Origin of the sequence: Niallia sp. Man26, from assembly GCF_022049065.2 — a bacterium.
In the GTDB taxonomy this organism is placed as follows: domain Bacteria; phylum Bacillota; class Bacilli; order Bacillales; family Cytobacillaceae; genus Niallia.
The window spans coordinates 963662-983354 of the sequence record NZ_CP095744.1 but is presented as its reverse complement, the minus strand read 5'-3'; the positions used below and the strand labels follow the sequence as shown (position 1 = coordinate 983354).

At 34.3% G+C, this 19693-nt stretch carries 15 protein-coding genes and 3 pseudogenes; 3 read left to right on the top strand and 15 right to left on the bottom strand.

Annotation, left to right across the window (positions count from 1 at the left end):
• Positions 1-336: 336 nt before the first annotated feature.
• The 4 genes and pseudogenes from L8T27_RS24370 to L8T27_RS24355 all read right to left on the bottom strand — a co-directional run bounded on the left by L8T27_RS24370 (position 337) and on the right by L8T27_RS24355 (position 5360).
• Positions 337-818, bottom strand: a pseudogene (locus L8T27_RS24370) (HXXEE domain-containing protein).
• 337 nt (positions 819-1155) lie between these two features.
• Positions 1156-1962: an endonuclease/exonuclease/phosphatase family protein gene (locus L8T27_RS24365; RefSeq protein ID WP_237943484.1), complete on the bottom strand. Its 807-nt coding sequence runs from the start codon at positions 1960-1962 to the stop codon at positions 1156-1158.
• A gap of 4 nt (positions 1963-1966) precedes the next feature.
• Positions 1967-3613, bottom strand: a complete 1647-nt coding sequence (locus L8T27_RS24360) for a PTS transporter subunit IIBC (RefSeq protein WP_237943482.1) — start codon at positions 3611-3613, stop codon at positions 1967-1969.
• A 76-nt stretch (positions 3614-3689) separates the two neighbouring features.
• Positions 3690-5360: a glycoside hydrolase family 13 protein gene (locus L8T27_RS24355; protein ID WP_237943480.1), complete on the bottom strand. Its 1671-nt coding sequence runs from the start codon at positions 5358-5360 to the stop codon at positions 3690-3692.
• Between the two features lie 340 nt (positions 5361-5700).
• On the opposite strand from L8T27_RS24355, the gene L8T27_RS24350 reads away from it, so the two are divergent.
• Together L8T27_RS24350 and L8T27_RS24345 are read left to right on the top strand one after the other, a co-directional pair.
• On the top strand, positions 5701-6720 hold the full coding sequence (locus tag L8T27_RS24350) for a LacI family DNA-binding transcriptional regulator (RefSeq protein ID WP_233319404.1): 1020 nt from the start codon (positions 5701-5703) through the stop codon (positions 6718-6720).
• Positions 6721-6830: 110 nt separating this feature from the next.
• A protein-coding gene (locus L8T27_RS24345) for an IS3 family transposase (protein ID WP_237941805.1) occupies positions 6831-8185 on the top strand; the annotation gives its coding sequence in 2 pieces (ribosomal slippage) (positions 6831-7284 and positions 7284-8185; 1356 coding nt in all).
• 150 nt (positions 8186-8335) lie between these two features.
• Here L8T27_RS24345 and L8T27_RS24340 read toward each other — a convergent pair.
• Both L8T27_RS24340 and L8T27_RS28880 read right to left on the bottom strand, forming a co-directional pair.
• The gene (locus L8T27_RS24340; RefSeq protein WP_237943478.1) at positions 8336-9181 is read right to left on the bottom strand and encodes an HAD-IIB family hydrolase; all 846 of its coding nucleotides are present in this window, start codon (positions 9179-9181) and stop codon (positions 8336-8338) included.
• Positions 9153-9314, bottom strand: a pseudogene (locus L8T27_RS28880) (3-oxo-glucose-6-phosphate--glutamate aminotransferase); the annotation flags it as partial. The gene L8T27_RS24340 and the pseudogene L8T27_RS28880, both read right to left, overlap by 29 nt.
• A gap of 307 nt (positions 9315-9621) precedes the next feature.
• Between L8T27_RS28880 and L8T27_RS24330 the strand changes: the two are divergent.
• A complete protein-coding gene (locus tag L8T27_RS24330) occupies positions 9622-10611 on the top strand; it encodes a LacI family DNA-binding transcriptional regulator (protein WP_237943476.1) in 990 nt (329 codons plus the stop codon).
• A gap of 92 nt (positions 10612-10703) precedes the next feature.
• Here L8T27_RS24330 and alsE read toward each other — a convergent pair whose 3' ends face one another.
• The 9 genes and pseudogenes from alsE to L8T27_RS24285 form a co-directional block, all read right to left on the bottom strand.
• Positions 10704-11393 (bottom strand): D-allulose 6-phosphate 3-epimerase, encoded by a 690-nt coding sequence (gene alsE, locus L8T27_RS24325; RefSeq protein WP_233317071.1) that lies wholly within the window; start codon positions 11391-11393, stop codon positions 10704-10706.
• A gap of 118 nt (positions 11394-11511) precedes the next feature.
• Positions 11512-12603, bottom strand: a complete 1092-nt coding sequence (locus tag L8T27_RS24320) for a PTS fructose transporter subunit IIC (protein ID WP_237943474.1) — start codon at positions 12601-12603, stop codon at positions 11512-11514.
• Positions 12604-12660: 57 nt separating this feature from the next.
• Positions 12661-13110 carry a PTS sugar transporter subunit IIA gene (locus L8T27_RS24315; RefSeq protein ID WP_233317069.1) on the bottom strand — a complete coding sequence of 150 codons (450 nt, stop codon included), beginning with the start codon at positions 13108-13110 and terminating at the stop codon, positions 12661-12663.
• Positions 13111-13130: 20 nt separating this feature from the next.
• A complete protein-coding gene (locus tag L8T27_RS24310; protein ID WP_237943472.1) occupies positions 13131-13448 on the bottom strand; it encodes a PTS fructose transporter subunit IIB in 318 nt (105 codons plus the stop codon).
• A gap of 11 nt (positions 13449-13459) precedes the next feature.
• Positions 13460-13897, bottom strand: coding sequence for a PTS sugar transporter subunit IIA (locus L8T27_RS24305; RefSeq protein WP_237943470.1), 438 nt, complete (start codon positions 13895-13897; stop codon positions 13460-13462).
• Positions 13887-15383 (bottom strand): BglG family transcription antiterminator, encoded by a 1497-nt coding sequence (locus tag L8T27_RS24300; RefSeq protein ID WP_237943468.1) that lies wholly within the window; start codon positions 15381-15383, stop codon positions 13887-13889. The genes L8T27_RS24305 and L8T27_RS24300 overlap by 11 nt, the downstream gene beginning before the upstream one ends.
• 507 nt (positions 15384-15890) lie before the next feature.
• Positions 15891-16715 (bottom strand): SMI1/KNR4 family protein, encoded by an 825-nt coding sequence (locus L8T27_RS24295; protein ID WP_237943466.1) that lies wholly within the window; start codon positions 16713-16715, stop codon positions 15891-15893.
• 457 nt (positions 16716-17172) lie between these two features.
• Positions 17173-18248: pseudogene (locus L8T27_RS24290) on the bottom strand (IS110 family transposase).
• A gap of 403 nt (positions 18249-18651) precedes the next feature.
• Complete coding sequence (locus L8T27_RS24285) at positions 18652-19605, bottom strand: NAD(P)-dependent alcohol dehydrogenase (protein WP_237943464.1); 954 nt, start codon at positions 19603-19605, stop codon at positions 18652-18654.
• Between the last annotated feature and the right edge of the window lie 88 nt (positions 19606-19693).

Genomic DNA, 19693 nt, shown 5'->3' with positions numbered 1-19693 from the left:
TATTATCAATAGATACGTGTTCCTTGTCAACATACAGCTATCCAAACCAACCAACGATTCAAGTAAAGATTAATAAATAAACATAAGATTACTTCCTTACTTTTAAAAAGCATAAAAAATTGGGATAAGTATTTATCCATCCTTCAGTGCACCTGTCTAATACATTATATAGGTGCATTTTTACTTACTACCCTCCTCCCAATCGGTTGAAACCTTTTTTGTTTATTTTTTTTCGTTTCTTACATTTGATTGGTTTGCTGACTCCTATCTACTAAAATTTATAATATCCGAAAGATCCTGAAGCACATCCTCAAAGTCTCTTTACTCCAAATGAACCTATGAATTAGGAGATATTCTTCCACCAATCTTAAATAATACCGGAATAAGTGCTAATAAAATAATTCCTACAACTATAGTAGAAATTATTAACTCTTTCCAAACAATAAATTCTCGGCAAACATTTGATAAATAACAAATGAATTTATTGGAATGTTAAGCAATAAGCCAGTTAGTAGACCGGGTGCATATTTTTTCATCAAAACCGTTGCAATTAAATGTGGAAATATTGCATTGAAAATCATAGAACCTAAAAAACCTATGAAAATCCATTTTGTTAAATTTGATTCTGGTCTATATAGTTAACTAAATGCAGATAAGTATGCCAAAACTGTAACTACAATAACAGCAAATTGAAATTCACCTGGAGTAACTGGCTTTTGAAACTGCGAAGAATGTTGTGACCACCTAGGTAACCAAATTGCTTCCTCCATATTATGTAGTGTGATTGCCATACAAAAAAATATGACTAAATAAGACACCTACCTTTCCCCCTTCCAAAGTACTTATTTGTATACGTCTATTTTTCAAATAAGTTACACTAAGCATATATTTTCTGATACTACAATGTTACATGGTTGTTAAACAAAGCGATTTAACTATAAGACACAATAACCCTATAGTAAGGAATGCCATAGACTAAAAAAACAGCTGCAAGTCTGCAGCTGGAAGTTATGTTTAATTTAATGTTATTGTAATATTTGTATTTTCCTCTTCTTTCTTTATTTGATTAGGCTACTTAAAGGTAACAAAAAAGCAACTATAATACCCAGCAAAATAATGGAAGCTGTGTTTCTACTTTAAACCAATGACTTTCAATCAGCCGCTTTGTTTATGGTAATCCACTTCTATTTCGACTCCAAAATGGTCCGAAATAATCCTTTTTGTTTTTCCATTAAAAATAACACCTGAATAATTAATCGGCTCTAGTTGTCCTGTTAGTATTAAATCAATTCGAATATCTTGACTATTTTTGTCCCATCCATCTATATTACCTTTAACAGTTATGCCATTATCTTTTTCTTCAGCAAGGTGGTACGTATCATAAAGACCTTGGCTTATTAAATAATCATAGCCTCCATCTTTAATAGATGCATTATTATTAAAATCCCCCATTAAGTAGAACCTATCTTCCTTTGGAATACAATTCAAAAGAGAATCAACTTGATTTATAAATGGCTCTTCTTCATCATGCCACCAGCCTAGATGACAAGAATAAAAAGAGATAGGTTGATTATCGTAGGATATTTTTGCACCGACAATCTTTCTTGTTTTCCAGTAATTTGTATCCCTACTATTTGTTACAAAAAATGAGTATTTTTCTATAATTGGATGCTTTGTAAGAATAGCTAGTCCTTCCTCATATACATCAAATCCGATATGAGAAAAATCCCAAACTAATTGATAATCTGTTACTCCAAGCTTATAAAGTTCATCTAGTAAAACAAGTCCATAATTATCTTTTTTAATATTTTCCTTTATAAGTATTTCGCTAATTGATTGACTCACCTCTTGAAGAGCAATGACATCATATGATTTTTCTTTAATTGTTTTAGCAAGGTATTTTATTTTATCCAGCTGATTTTCTTCTAACCAAGAGTGGCAGTTTAAAGTTAATAGTTTCATAATCTTACATTCCTAAGCGGTCTTGAATGTCTGATTTTAAGACATCTGCTTTAGGACCATAAATTGCTTGTACCCCTTTATCTTTTACTATTAGGCCTAACGCGCCATTTTGCTTCCATTGCTGTTCTGTAGAAACGGCATTTGTATCCTTTACCGTTACACGCAATCTCGTCATACAAGCATCAACATCTTCAATATTATCTCTGCCGCCTAATAACCCAATAATCGTCGTTGCAAGTGAATTATCATTTGTGTTGGAAGTTTTCCCTTCTTGGTTCGACTCTCCATTTTCCTCCTCGATATAATTGCCAGCACGTCCAGGAGTTGGGAAATTGAATTTTTTAATCAAAAACGAAGCTACGAAGAAGTTTAATCCGAAAAACACTGCACAGGCGATTACAAAATTAACTAAATCTAACCATAAGCCTGCTTTAATAATCATTGGTGACCGAGTTAATAGTTCAATTACTCCAAAGGCGTGAACTCGTATATCAATAATATCAACAATTGCAAAAGCTAAACCAGTCATAATTGCATATGCTATATACAAAATTGGAGCAGCAAACATGAACATAAACTCGATTGGTTCAGTGACACCAGTTAAAAATACAGCCAATCCAGCTGACAAGAACATAGATTTATATTTTTTTTGCTTATCCTTATCTACATTGCGATACATCGCCAATGCAATACCTATCAAAGCAGCACATGATAGTATCATCTGTCCTACTTTAAAACGTGCAGGTGTTATCTCATTTAATAACTGTTTATAACTTTCTACATCACCAGCTGCAAGAAAATTATTTAAGTCAGCAATCCACGCTAGCCATAGAGGATCTTGTCCGGCTACTGTTTGTCCAACACTAGAACCTGTTAAGATTTGATATGTTCCTCCAAGTTCCGTATAGTTCATTGGAACAGTTAACATATGATGTAGACCAAATGGTAATAGTAAACGTTCTAATGCACCATAAATAAATGGAGCAATAACAGGTGCTGTATCGCGAGAAGTTGCAATCCAACGACCAAAATCATTCAATAATCCTTGAATAAATGGCCATACAATTGATAAAACGAGAGCGGTTACAACTGAGCCAACAATTACTACAAATGGAACAAACCGTTTACCATTAAAGAATGCAAGTGATTGTGGTAACTTATCATAATTATAAAATTTATTAAATAGAGTAGCTCCTAAGAAACCCGAGATAATACCTACAAAAACCCCCATATTTAACGCCGGTGCGCCAAGAATCGATGTAAAATAATCTTTAACAATTAATTCACTACCAAATAAAGATTGAACAGTTGCTTTAGGATCAGCTAGCATCTCACTATTTACACCAAAAATATTACCAGTAATTCGGTTCACTAGAATGAAAGCAATTAATGCTGCAAAAGCACCACCCGCACGTTCCTTCGCCCAAGAACCACCAATAGCTACGGCAAACAGCACATGAAGATTCCCAATGATTCCCCAGCCAATGTCCTCCATAACTCGTGCTATTGTTTGGATAACTGTCAAATCCCCACCAGTCATACTAACCAATTTCCCAAGCGAAATCATAATACCTGCTGCCGGCATAACTGCGACAACAACAAGTAACGCCTTACCAAATTTCTGCCAAAAATCAAATGAAAGTATTTTCATTTTCTGACATCCTCCTACTACCAATTAAATTTATTTTTAGGCAAACGTTTGCACAAATGTGCATGCTTTATTCATCTTAGTTTAAACGATATACCCTAACTTCATAAGGACTTAAGGTGATTTCTTTTATTTCATCACCATTGTCAACTTCGTAATTACTAATTAACAACTCTGTTGATTCAACTGTAAGATCTGCAGGTAAGACAAATTTTGTAATCTGTGGAAACAGGTTTGTAATAATAAGCATTTTTTCGTTATTTAATGTTCGTGTATATGCATAAATTTGATCGTGTTCTTCTAATATCAAATCATAAGCCCCATAAACAAGAACCTTATTTTCTTTTCGTAAGTCTATAAGTTTTTTATAATAATGATAGATAGAGTTTGGATTTTCTAACGCCAGGTCAACATTTATATTCCTAAAGTTCTGATTTACTTTCATCCATGGTTTCCCTGTAGTAAACCCTGCATTTAAATCGTCGCTCCATTGCATTGGTGTTCTTGAATTATCTCGACCCGTTTTCCAAATAATCTCCATTATCTCTTCATGAGGTTTCCCATTTTCTTTTTCCAATTTATATAAGTTCTTAATTGCAACATCATTGTAATCCTCAATAGCTGGAAATTGAACATTAGTCATCCCAATTTCTTGACCTTGATATACAAATGGTGTTCCTTGCATTAAAAAATACAGCGTTGCCAAACATTTAGCAGATTCAGCCCAAAACTCCTTATCATTTCCCCAAGTGGAAACAGAACGCGGCTGATCATGATTTTCAAAAAACAAGGCATTCCATCCATTATCCTCCAAGCCTTTTTGCCATTTGGTAAGGGTGTTTTTCAAAGCATGAATATCTAAACCATTATTTACACTTTTATTCCAAAGCTCTAAATGTTGAAATTGGAAAACCATATTAAATTTCCCATTTTCTTCACCTACCCATAAATCGGCTTCTTCGACAGATACCCCGTTGGCTTCACCTACAGTCACAATATCATAATTATCAAAGGTTTCACGTTTTAATTCGTCAAGGAAAGTATTAATTCCCGGGCGGTTCATATGCCCATCAAACGACGGTACATAACGTTTATTCTCTGGATTAGGCATGTTAGGGAATCCTGCAACCTTTTTGATATGAGAAATGGCATCGACACGGAAACCATCTATTCCTTTATTTAACCACCAATTAATCATTTCGTATAATTCTTGGCGGACACTTGGATTTTCCCAGTTTAAATCAGGCTGTTTTTTAGAAAATACATGAAGATAGTATTCCTCCGTCTTTTCATCATACTGCCATGCTGAGCCTCCAAAGATAGATTCCCAGTTATTCGGTTCTTCACCATCAATACCTGAATGCCATATATAATAATCTCGGTATTCATTTTCTTTTGAAGAACGAGCTTCAATAAACCAAGGATGTTCATCAGAAGTATGATTAATAACAAGATCCATAATCAGTTTCATACCTCTTGCATGGACCTCATCTAATAATTGATCGAAATCAGTCATAGACCCAAATTCACTTAAGATATCTTTATAGTTACTAATATCGTAACCGTTATCATCATTTGGCGACTTGTAAATCGGGCAAACCCAAATAATATCTATCCCTAGATTTTTTAAATAATCCAGTTTGGATATGATTCCTTGAATATCACCAATTCCATCACCATTTGAGTCCATGAAACTGCGCGGATAAATTTGATAAGCAACTGCTTCTTTCCACCATTTATTTTTATTCATTATAAAGACCCCTCTCTTACTAACGAGATTAACATAACTTATTTACTTATGCAACCGTTTGCGCAAAAACTTTATAATGCTACCTCTTTTTTATTACTTGTTATTTATTTATGCTAATTTATTGCTATACAAAATGTAACTATGAAAAAACATTTTTATTCGTTAAGATTTTACTGGAACTTCCTATTGGGTAAATAAGCTATAATAAAAGAAAATGAACTGAAAATACCAAAATTATCACCATTAAGCAGCCAAATCCTTAAAATTGATTAACCTTATAAAAACCTAACACAAATAATTCTATACAATGTATGTACTAGGAGATTTGGAGTGAAAATTTATGTCAGTAACTATTAAAGATGTAGCTAAGCTTGCAAAAGTCGCTCCATCTACAGTTTCAAGAGTCATCGCAAACAATCCACGTATAAGTGAAAAAACGAAGAACCGAGTAAGAGAAGCAATGGAGTCTTTAGGCTACCATCCTAATTATAATGCTAGAAGCCTCGCAAACCGTAGTACACAATCAATCGGCCTTGTCATGCCAAGTTCAGTAGATAAAGTCTTTCAGAATCCTTTCTTTCCTGAAGTAATAAGAGGAATCAGTACGAAGGCACATGAAGAAGATTTTGCTATTTATATGTCAACAGGACAAAGTGAACAGGAGAGCCTGGAAGGTGTTGAGCGAATGTTACATGGTGGCAGAGTAGATGGTGTTATCATTCTCTATTCAAGTATTGATGATAAAATTATGTCTTTCCTTCAAGAAGAGAAGTTTCCATTCTCAGTTATCGGTAAGCCATATAATAATGTCAACCAAATTACTCACGTCGATAACGATAATGTTCAAGCAGGTAAAGATGTGACAGACCACCTTATCCGACTTGGACATAAACGAATTGCCTATGTCTGCGGAAGTTTAGATTCAGTTGTTTCGATGGACCGGATACTTGGATATAAAAAAGCATTACAAGATGCTAACATACCATATCAAGAAGAATATATTGTGAAAGAAGAACTCCTTAATGATGGAGGAATAAAAGAAATCTCAAGGTTGATGTCCTTGCAGTCACCGCCAACAGCTCTTATTGTAAAGGATGATTTATTGTCCTTTAGCATTATGGGCACAATTGATAAAATGGGGTACTCCATACCTAAGGACCTCTCCATTGTTAGTTTTAATAATTTAATGTTGAGTGAATTTACTAGACCTCCATTGACAACAGTAGATATTGATATTTTTAATCTAGGTTATCATGCTGCAGACTGCCTATTGGATTTAATAAAAAATCCCGGTCAGGAAGCTAAACAAGTCATTGTACCACATCGATTAGTTGAACGACAGACCAGTCAAAGGATATAAATTTATAATTTAGAAGTTTTTTCTCTAGCGTAAAACATTCCAAAAACCCCAACATAATGAACTGCGCCCCAATTGTTAGACACATCTAACAATGGGAGGCGCAGTTTTTTATGGCAAAATATACATCAGAGGAAAAATTACAAGCAGCACTACGGTACTTAGAAGGCAAAGAAAGCTCACATGAAATTGCTAAAACTATTGGAACAGACCATAAAGCAATTCTTAAATGGGCGAAACAATATGAGTATAACGGTGTAGAAGCTTTTATTAAACGGTATACAAATTATTCAGCACAGTTTAAACTAGACGTACTAAATTACATGATTGAACATGGTACGTCCTTTATCGAAACTGCGGCTATATTTAATATAGCTACTCCATCTACACTTCGAAGTTGGAACAAACAACTTGAAACAAAAGGATTCGATGCCCTTCAATCAAAGAAAAAGGGGCGTCCATCCATGAAAAAAGAAACGAATAAACAACCAAAACAAACACCAGTAGAAGGGTCAACAGAAGCACTTCAAGCACGTATTAAGCAACTTGAAATGGAAAACGAGTATTTAAAAAAGTTGAATGCCTTAGTTCAAGCCAAGGAAACATCACCAAAAAAGACAAAGTAAAGGTCATCTATGAATTAAGGCATAAATACTCGGTGAAGGCACTTGCCAAATTTGCACAGATTCCACGTAGTACGTACTATGACTTAGTGAAGAAATTAGATCGACCCGATCTAGATGCCGAGTTAAAAACCGAGATTCAAGCGATTTACAACGAACATGAGGGTCGTTATGGGTACCGACGAATTCGTGATGAACTCGCAAATCGTGGGCGAAAAGTGAATCATAAAAAAGTTCAACGCATCATGAAAACCCTTGGTTTAAAGTGCATAGTCAGAATGAAAAAGTATAAATCATATAAAGGGACAGTCGGTAAAATCGCATCTAATATTTTAGACCGTAAGTTTACAGTTGAAGTCCCTAATACGAAGTGGGTAACCGATATTTCAGAGCTTAAATTATTTGGTGAAAAGCTCTATTTATCACCTGTTTTAGACTTATTTAATGGGGAAATAATTACATACACAATTGGTCATAGACCCACGTATTCCCTTGTTTCAGAAATGTTGGAGAAAGCATTAGAAAAGTTACCAGAGGAACACCAATTACTGATGCATTCCGATAAAGGGTGGCATTATCAAATGAAACAATATCGTCACGCACTTGCATCAAGAGGCATTGTGCAAAGTATGTCTCGTAAAGGAAACTGTTACGACGACTCAGTTATGGAGAATTTCTTTGGAATTCTTAAATCGGAATTCCTCTACTTAAAGGAATTTGAAAGTATGGAACATTTTAAATTGGAACTTGAAAATTACATAACGTATTACAACACAAAACGCATGAAGGCAAAATTAAAAATGAGTCCGATACAATACCGAACTCATTTTATACAAGCTGCCTGACGAAATAACCGTGTCTAACTTTTAGGGGTCACTTCATAATGATGGGGTTTTTATCATTATTATTTCACGGTAATCTCCTAATAAATAGCTTATTTTCATACTATCCACCCTACCTGAACCGAAAATCCCTACTTTTTATTTCACTCTTCTTTATCCGATAATTTTGTTTAAAGTCATTTTGATTCCTTTAGAGTATTCATCTTCTGATATATTAGGGAAAGCATTTTTAGCCTCTTGTGTTGCATTTTGAAGTAAATATCCATATTCCACTGCATGTAACATTTTAATATCATTTCCGCTATCTCCAAATGCAATCGCATTTTCTGGTCCTAACTTGTATTTTTCTAACATAAATCGCACGATTTCATCTTTACCTGTACCTATAGGAATAAAATCTACATCATAGCTATCCTCGGGATCACCAGCTAGAGGATTGCAACGATTTATATTTACAGAAACCCCATGTTCCTTACAAATTAATTCAATAGCTAACAAGTTATTTTTATCATTTATTTCATCTTGCTCTTGGTAATAATAATTATGCTTATAACGAGAAATACCTAATTGAGTTTGTGGATTTAAAAAGATATTATGATTCTCTCGTAGATGTTTAACCATTCTTTCCATCTTCTCTTTGCTAAAATCTTGATTTATTCGGCTATTCCAGTTAATATCTTGCTCACCAAAATTATGTTCAGAGAAATACGTTATTTCTGTCCCAAGATCACTTGCTATAAAATGAGGAAAGTATCTAAATTTACCTCTTTTCATCTTATCGAGAATAGATTCTATACTACTCCCAGTAACCCAGCCGATTTGTATGTCTCCGCTTTTACTTTTTTGTTCTAAATAATCTTCTAGCTCATAAATATCCTGCTGCTTCTCTTTATCAATCTTATGAGGAAAATAAGTTTCATCAAAATCACAAAATATAATATATTTTGGTTGTTCAACAGGTGAAAGAGTTTTATACTCCAACGTCTTTTTTAATAACACTAAACAATCCCTCCATAACATGTCTTTCTTCTATAGTAAATGTTGGATACAACGGCAAATTTAAAATCTGGCTATGAGCGAGTCCTGTGATGTGTTTGTCCTTGACCAATGGGGTGTTTCGCATGTGTGATAATTTGCTTTTAGTTGCATTCACATCCCTTTTCTGTAAATATATAGATAAATATTCTGCGATTTTGTACTTCATTGTTATTTATATAATTGTTTCACTGCTCATTCACAATGCGGTCTTCTATAAAAAATTCATGTACGTTACCTTAAAATAATAAACAGTATCATGCTTTCTTACCTTTACCTGAAATCGTAAGCTTTTTTTCGCAAGCAGTACCTCCCCCAAATTGGTTATGTGGAAATCCATTGCAATTTTATCCTAATTTCTGAAATCGATAACATGTCAACATTTTTTCAAAGGATGGTAGTATATGCCTACAATTGATGAAATAGCTAGGTTATGTAATGTATCAAAAACCACTGTATCTCGTGTTTTGAATAATCACCCCTATGTTTCTAAAGAGAAAAGAGACATGATTTTAAAAGTTATCAACGAAATGGACTATATTCCTAATTCAATAGCTCGGCAATTCAGGAAAAATGAAACTCGAACAATTGCATTATCGGTACCGAGTATTGACCATCCCTTTTTTGCACAATTAATTAAAGGTGTTTCCCTGCAGGCATTAACTAATAATTATAAAGCAGTTGTTTTTCAAACATTTTATAACCAAACATCTGAACTAGAATTGCTAGAATTATTGAAGCATAAAGAAATAGACGGGGTTATTCTAGGAGCGTTAGAAAACGATTGGTGTAAAATAGAACCATTTTTAAAATACGGACCTATTTTGTTATGTAATGAGTATCACCATTGTGCTGATATACCCATAATTGGATATGATGAATTTGAAGCAACTTATAAAGCTGTAGTACATTTAATTGAAATGGGGCATGAAAAGATTGGGTTTTGCTATGACACACCATATAGCGAAGCTCAATGCCAAAGAAAAGAGGGATACTTAAAAGCCTTAGCTGATTACAATCTACCTCAAAAACACGATTGGGTATTTGGCGGTGTATTTAATATAGAGGATGGTTTCCATCTCTTTGAACAGATTCATAACTTAAAAGATAGTCCAACTGCTATCTTTACAGGTAATGATCAAGTTGCAGCTGGACTTATCAAAAAAGCAACTATATCAGGGTTTAATATTCCCAAGGACTTAGCCGTTATAGGCTTTGATAATCAAATGATTTGCCAAGTAGTGACTCCAACTATAACAACAATTGATACCCCAATCATTGAATTAGGTCAAAAAGCATTGTTAAAATTGCTCGATTGCTTATTAGGAAATGTTAATTTAGAGAGGGAAGTTATTAGACTACCTACTAATCTTATCATTCGAGAGTCAACATAATAAATGCAGGAATTATGACTTTAGACTACTTGATGAATAAAGAAATGAAATAAAAAAAGAGGCGGGGATTCTCTCCCAGCCTCTGTAAACTTTTATTCTACTACTTTGCCAGTCATATCCTCATAATCTTTACACATTATTTCCCATGACTTTTTAATATCTTCATCTAATCCAAATAGACCGCTACGACCTATGATATAAATATCAGGATCGGCTGCATCAATTCTTTTAAATGTTTTTCGACTAGATGATCCATCCATTTCAATAACATATTGATAGCCTTTTTCATCACGTAATTCTCTTAAAGCTACAATTTTATCTAATGTGCTTTCAATAAAGCGTTGTCCAGCGAATCCTGGGTCCACCGTCATAATAGTAATTTTATCTACTAAATCAATATAAGGAAAAATTGTTTCAATAGGAGTTTCTGGATTTAATACTACCCCTGCTTTTAGTCCAGCATCATGTATTTGATCAATCAATCGGAAAGCAAGACCATCTAGTACTTCTGCATGCATACAAATCCATTCACACTTTAGATCCACTAATTGTTGAACCCAGAAGCTTGGATTCGTTACCATTAGATGGGCAGACATCGGTAAATCACTTATTTTTCGCACTTCTTGGACAAACCATGGAGATAATGTAATATTAGGAACATAATGCCCATCCATAATATCAATATGATAAGAATCTACATGATCGTTTAAAAACGTGATCTGCTCTTTAAACTTATCTAAATCCATAGTCATTAGTGATGGTGAAAATTCTACTTTTTTCATACTCTATTAATCCTCCGTAGATCTCTAGTTTCTTTAGGAATAATAATTGAGTTTGACTGGACCAAATTATTATTCCTAAATTTTTGTATTAGCCTTTATTTAACACGCTTACATTTTTTTATAGAATTTGAATATCATCTAAATCGATATCTTCTTCCTCTACTTCTATTTCCTCATCTTCGTTAACCTTTTTCTTAATTAAAGCCAACGCAACTCCTGTTACAACAACGTTTACTAAGATAGCTGCAACACCAGCCCATGGATTGGACATCGTTGGTAGCATAAATACGCCACCGAATGGTACCGTTGCATCAGCTCCTAACACCATCGTTACTGCTCCACCAGCTGCTCCACCTATGGCTACAGCGGTTACAGTACGAACAATATCATTCATAACAATTGGAATTACACCTTCCACAATGTTAACAACACCCATTGGCACTGCTGATTTCAATGTTTCCACTTCTGATCGTGTATAAATGTTTTTCTTGAAGATTTTTGCAATAAAGTAAGCTAATCCAAATCCGATTGGCGTTGCTGTATTTACTAATTGTAAAGCTGTGATAGGTCCATTAATGCCTTCTGCTTGCATAGTCAGAACGAAGGCAAATACTGTTTTGTTAATTGGTCCGCCAAAGTCAACTCCACTCAATAGACCAACAATTCCACCAAATACTAGTAGGGATGAAGTTCCTAAGCTGTTTAATCCATCTGTTAATAATGATGTAAGAGCAGCAACTGGAATTCCAATAATGTAAACCATGATTAGTCCACCAATAATAGAGGTGAAAAATGGAACAATTAACGTCGGCATTAATCCTTTAGCCCAACTAGGAACTTTAAAATGCTTAATAATAGCTACTGCAAGATAACCAGATAAAAATCCTCCTAAGATACCACCAATAAAGCCAGCACCAATTGCATTAGCACTTAATCCAATAATGAAACCTGGCGCAATTCCTGGTTTACCAGCAATAGAATAAGAAATACCAGTTGAGATAACGACAGGTAATAAACCTAAGCCTGCTCCACCCATTGTTGCTAAAGCATCCCATAAGGAAAACTCTCCTTGTACTAAAGAACCTTGACTAGTTCCTCCAAAAGCCATACCAATTGCGATTAAGAAACCTGCTCCACAAACAATTGGAATCAAGTATGAGATTGCTGTCAATAAGTGGCCTTTAAGATTTAATTTTTTTAATCCACTCATTACTAACTCTCCTTTCAACTAAAGACCTCTTCAATAAATCTGTTTCTATAAGATTACTTAGCTACATAAAGCTTCTTTTACATCTTCAGCGTTTTTAGACTGTAGCATCTTCTCGATTACTTCGTCATTTCCTAGCTTTCTAGCAAATAATGATAGTAATTTCAGATGATTTTGTGCTCCATCATCATTTCCAACCGCAAACAGAATTATTCCCTTTACGCCCTTACCATCGAGAGTTTCCCAAGCAATTTCTTCTTGAGTAATGCCAATCGCTACTCCTATTTTTTCTACAGAATCACTTTTTCCATGAGGAATAGCAATATAATTTCCGATTCCAGTTTGTCCTATCGCTTCCCTAGCATAGATATCCTTTGTAAACTCTTCAATATCTTTGATGTATCCGTTCTCAAGCAAGACCTGAGCTAATTCCTGAATAGCTTCTTCCTTACTCTTAACACTCATGTTCGTTTTGATTGTATTTAAATCTACAATATTTTTCACTTCCATGATTATCTCTCCTTTTTTCATTATTTCTGTTGGTTGACAACCTCTGCTGCTTTTTCAATTAATTTATTTGGTGATTTAACCGCTATTTCTGTTGTAACTTGGATAATTCTTTTCCCGTCGAATCGTTCTCTTCCCGCAATCTTAACATCTGTTGCTAAAATAACGATGTCTGCTTCCGCAATTTGTTGTTGGCTCAATTCATTCTCTGTCCCGATCGTTCCTTGTGTTTCAATATGGATATCATGGCCTGCCTTCTTACCAGCATTCTCTAATTTCTCCTGTGCGATATATGTGTGTGCAATTCCTACTGTGCAAGCTGCAACTCCTACTATTTTCATGATAATTCCTCCTAATATTTTATAATTTTATTTATAAATTCTTCTTTTTCATGACTGTTTAATAATCGGTCTAGATACTCCTCATCTGCAAGAGATCTAGTAAATAAGGCTATTCTCTTCTTCATATTAACGCTTTCATTTTTCTTTAGTAAAATTACAATCACTAGACAAATATTTTTTGTTTGGCAATCCCAAGCTTCAATTGGATTTGCTAAACGAATAAATAAAATTTGACTTTTCTCTAATTGGTCGCTTTCGATATGGGGCAACATAATATGCTCAGCAATTAATGTACTGCCCACTTTTTCTCTTTCATTTAAATGATGGATGACTTCATCCCTTGACATAGGATTATCTTGACCTACTATTTCAGCAATAAAAGCGTGTACTTCTTCTTTTGTTTGTAACTCACAATTAAAATGAATTTGATAGAGTGAATTAATTTCCATGATAAACTTCCTCTATCTTTCCCTGAAGTCTCTTCTGATCATCAATTGTAAACATCGCACTCACTAAGAGATAAGGAATTGGTACATCTTCCTTAATATGAACTGTACTCAGTATCAACTCAGCATCAGCATATTTCTCTTTTAGCATTTGAGTATTTCGTGATGCTACCACATCAACAATTTCTATCTCTGGAAATTTCTTAGAAACCTTTGCTTTTAAAAGCTCGGAAGTTCCTATTCCTGTTGTACACATAATGAGTGTTTTTATCGGACGTTGATGTTGACCCGTTTCAATTGCCTTTGCAAAATAAAGGGTGATAAACCCAATCTCATCTTCGTTTATGGCTGGTAGGTTGAATTTCTCACTCAGTAATTCCGAAACCTTCTTTACACCCATAAATACTTCTTCATACGTTACCTTAATCTGACTTAACAAACTGTTCTTAACCCGAATCTTATGCTCTAACCGGTTAAGCATCGGTTTAATATGGTTGGCTAAATCGATAAATATAGATTGACTGTCTATATCCATTCCTAAGTTAATACTCATTCCTTCCATATACTCTTTCGTTACTTGAATCACTTCTGATGAAAAAGTGGAAGTAATAGCATGAGATCCCTGCATTCTCGATGACACTAAATACTGATAAAGAAAATAGACCTCAATATCAGGCAAAGGACTGTTCAAATATTTCTCGATATTATGGACAATCATTTTAGCAACCGGATACAAAATATCCCGCTCCATGTTTTCCATTTCTTCTTTAGAAATCTCATCCGCGAACATTCTAGTCGGAACTATTCTTGTTCGGCTAAGTAGTATATATAAATGTGAGAAAATGTTTACATTATACGGGTAAGGAATGGTTATATTTAAATCTTCTTCAATCTTTCTTAATTGATCTAATATAAATAACACATCATACTGATTGAAGTTAAGTTTTGGATTCCTCTTTAAATCATCAATATCGATAATATTAAAGATTTCAATAATATCTTTAATCGCTTTTCGAATATTAACTTCTTCCCCAAGTATGGCTAATGTTCGATTTTTTCTCTCTAGAACCAAATTATATTTTTTAAGCTCTTCACTCATTATTTGCTCGTCATTAAAAGTCACAGAATCTCCTACATAATAGTGACTAAATAAATGATAAACATTTATAGGTTTGGGCGAAGACAACAATAATTCTTCCATAATTCGTTTACGTCTCTCACTAGGCGTAAATTGCTTTTCTTTATCTTTATCATTATCATTACTTTTTTGAGAACTAATAAATTTTTCGTAATCTAGTTTATATCCTCTCCCTCTTTCAGATATGATTAAAGGGCCATCCTCGTACTCATTATTAATTTTATTTATTAAACGATATACCGTTTTTTGAGATACATTTAGTACTTCAAGGAGTTCCTTCGATGTAACATATCCTTGATTTTTGGAAAGAAACAGTAACAGTTCTTGTTCATAGTTGCTTTTAGAACTCATCTCCTTGCCTCCTTGATTTGATATTAACACACAATTTAAAAAACAATTCGCTGGAAAATGACCGTTGCAACGGTCACTTTTTTCCATACATTTTATAGGGTTTATCTTTAGTGCGTCAATGGTATAGTATTTTATTGCTCTAGCAGCTTAAATTTAAAGATTTCCTATTGCTTAAATTAAGTCCTATTAAGAAGTATTCCCTATGAATGTATATCTCGATGTAGCAAAAGTAAAAAAGAGACGCTTAATGAGTTCAGTGAACTTTTAAGTGTCTCCAATAGAGAGGTATTGAGTTTTTTTTTGATAACGTGCCAATTAAAGACTGAGTCGATTCAACACCTACTTCCCCCTATTACGCGTAGTAAGATTAGATTACTTTTAATACCTCCATATTGCACTATCGCTCCCGTTACTTCAAGTGCATTTCTTCACAAACTTCCCTTTTTAGTTCTTATATTTTAGTTACACAATACAAAAAAATCAGCCACTAAATAGCAGCTGATTCCTTTATTTTGCCTGGTTTTCTATTATATCATTATAAAAATACTTAATATCTGAATGGTTTTCATTTTTGAATATATCCAGTACTAAATTAATTAACTTGTTATCTTTTATATTACCACTACTAATAGAACGCCATAAACATTCAGCTGCAGCTAAGCGTATATCCTCATTAGAATGCTGGATAAATTTGATAAGTTTTTCTATGAATACATCATTCTCTTGTATAAAACCTGCATTTGCATCAAAGTGCATATGAATACCTTCTACTATGTCATCAGTATCCACACTTTCCATTAGTTCAATGGATCTTCTTTTAGAATCTTGTTGGTGTTTTCTTAATTCTTCCCATTCTTCTGCGTCTTCAGGATTCTCTTCATCTTCTTCGTATAAATTATTCACCATTGATGAAAAATCTTCATAGATTTTAGTTATCTTATCTTCTGTCGTATCTATGTACACGACTGTTGGGTTCTCTTCATTAGTTCTATAATCAAGGGCTACAAAAAAATGACCATCTCCACTGATTATAATAAGATTTTTCTCTTTAACTCCCCACTCTTTGAGTAAATAATTAGATTCCATGATACCTTTGTCTTTCTTAATTCCTAATAAATAATCAAAAAGTATATGGTCTTCTGCCCAATCATTTTTAAAATTTACCGGTAAACAAGTTTTTTCTAAACAGCCGCCATTTTGTTCCTTCAGTAAATCAATGTAAGCCTGCGGTAATTTAATATTGAAAGCTTTTTCAGCTAGTTCGATATCTTTTTTATTAATGATTTGTAATTTATATGGGTCGTTTCTTAAATTATAATTCCAAAATTCCAATTAAATCCCTACCAATACTTTTTTATTTAATTTTATTACAGGAATGCTCCCTCAATAAACAAATACTTATCTCTTAAATACGCAGTTTTTCTCCATATTGCTATCTAACTTGTTTAACTTTATAGATTTGGTTAGTGTGAAAAGATCATAAATAAGCATCTTATAAAGAAAATGAGCACAAGAAACTAGCCAACCTTCGGTTCATTTCAAAAAGTTGGATAATTAGGTATGTACGCACCAATGGATGTCCACATCTCTTACGGGGGTCTACCCTCCCAAGTCTCACAGAGTCTACGCTCCTACATTCCTTCGTTCAACCTTTCCATAAGGTGGATGTCGGTCATGCTGCCCTACAGGATCATTGTCCTTACGATAGTTCACTTGCCGACTAATCCCATGCTGATTTTGTCTGTTCATCTGTTCAAATCTATTTGTTAAAAGTTTAGTTTAATAGAGATTAAGCTGCTACTGGTTCTTGGATAAATGCATGCATATGAGGGATGTCCTTCAACATCTTCTCCTCTTGAAACACAAACTGTTTTTTACCAATAGAGAAGAATATACGGATGAGCTTATTACACAAAGCAATTAAAGACTGCATCTTTTTCAACGGATTATCAGGTCTCGTTGTGTAGTAATGATGTAAGGCTTTAAAGGCTTTGTTCTTGGCTACTAGAATCATAGATGCCCGGAATAACAATGCTCGTAATTTCTTTCGACCACGTTTGGTTATTCTGGTCCTCCCTTTATGCTTACCTGATGTATTTTCTTTTAAGCTAAGTCCTGCCAATTTGGTTATTTGACGAGGATGATTGTATTCACTCAAATCGCCTACTTCAGCGAAGAAACCCGCCACCGTATCGCGTCCAATCCCTGTTATTTCTAACATTTGATTAACGCCTGGAATATCTTGAAGCAGTGTATCCAGAGTTTGGTCAAGCTCTTCGAACTTGGCTTGAATGAGTTCATACTTTTGAATTAACGTTCTTAATTCCATTTTAGCCATCATGGCACCCTGTCGGATGCCAATCGAGCGATTGGCTGCTTCTTTTAAAGCTTGAATCTTCTTAATCCCTATACTACGTTCAGTTCCGCAAAAACTCCTTGTGGTATCGTTGGTTCGGCGTATCTACCATCCTTGACTAGTTGTGCAATGACTTTTGCGTCTTTTACATCATTTTTTGTTGGAGAGTTATCGTCTAACTCCTTACTGTGCTTGACGTGTAAAGGGTTGACCGTTACGAACTTAATCTGTTCTTCCTTTAGAATATGAGCTAAATTAAGCCAATAATGGCCTGTAGGCTCCATTCCAGTAATGACAGACTCCATTTCGCATGACTCTTTTATTTTATTAATCCAATCAATAAATGTCCTAAATCCTTCTTGAGTATTATCAAAAAAACAAGTAGAACCTAGCTCCATTCCACGATAATCCTGAGCTCTAGCTACATGATGATGTTTAGCTATATCAATACCAATCACTAAGGTTTTAGGTGTGATTTGAGCTATTTTATGATTTTGGTTATAATTCATGGTGAGACCTCCAAATAGATATTTTGTTCCTTTTTGCTGGCCAGCTCAGGACACATTTATCTTATCAAGAGGTCTTTTTTCAATCAAACCGCATTTTCAGTTATTACAGGAATGCTGCCCTGTTAGTGCCAAAGTCCAAAAAGGAGCATTAATCCTTCTTGGATTAATGCCTCCTATTGTTTAAGTGAATTTCGTCACAAACTATTCGCTTAACAATCTATTTTTATACAGGATGCTTCCCCGTTTGTTCAATAAAGAACTAATTATTTAATAAGAAAAGGCGGTTAATCCTTCTAGGATCAACACACCAATTAATTTAAGTAGATTCTTCAATTAACAATTAGACTTGTTTGTGTAAATGGAGATCACTACATAAATTCACTGTCGAATATGTATATATACTCTATCTGACTCTAAGTACAATCTTTCCCTTTGTATGCCCACTTTCAATGTGCCGGTGAGCCTCAACAATCTGTTCTAAAGGATAAGATTTTTCAATAACAGGTTTTAATTTTTCTTGTTCCACAATGTTGCTTAAAAAATCCAAATCTCCATCATTGGGTTTTGTAAAATGGGTCTTTGCTTTTTTGTTACCTAAAAATGAACCTATCATCACTTGAAATGGTTGGGATTTAGGGGAAAATAGATGTTCAGTAATATATAAACCTTTCTCTGTTAAAGAACGTAAGCAACTGAAAAATGTTCGCTTACCAACAGCATCCAGAATAACATCGTATTTATTTCTATGATTAGTGAAATCTTCCTTAGTATAATCAAGGACATAATTGGCCCCAAGGTGCTTAACCCAGTCTAAATTGGAGGTACTACAAACTGCAGTAACTTCAGCTCCATAATATTTTGCGAGTTGAACAGCAAAGTGCCCTACACCTCCTGAAGCTCCGTAAATGAGAATTCTTTGCCCTGTCTTTATTTGTGCTACGTCTCTCAATGCCTGTAACGCAGTTTGAGCAGCACAGGGAATGGCAGCAGCTTCTTCAAATGTTATATTTTTAGGCATATGACTTAGGAAATTCTCACGGGGAGTGACATATTCAGAATGAGACCCGAAGCAACTTCCAAAAACATGATCACCCACCTTAAATTTGCGAACATTTTCACCGACAGCCTCAATAGTCCCCGCAACATCTATGCCGAGTATGGGATTTTTGGGTTTTGTTAGTCCATTATCCAACCTTGTTAGTAAATAACCCTTTCGATACAAATAGTCTAAAGTGTTGACAGATGCACTGTGTACACGAATTAACACCCTGTCTTGTTCCTTAATGGATGGTTGCTCGATATCCTTTATACCCATTACTTCAGGAGGACCATAACTTCTATAAATTGCTGCTCTCACCTGCATACCTCCAAATAATTATATTTCGCCTTTAAATTTATAAAAAAACTCCTTATTCTTATCATATGATTTTTTGAGAATATTCGAA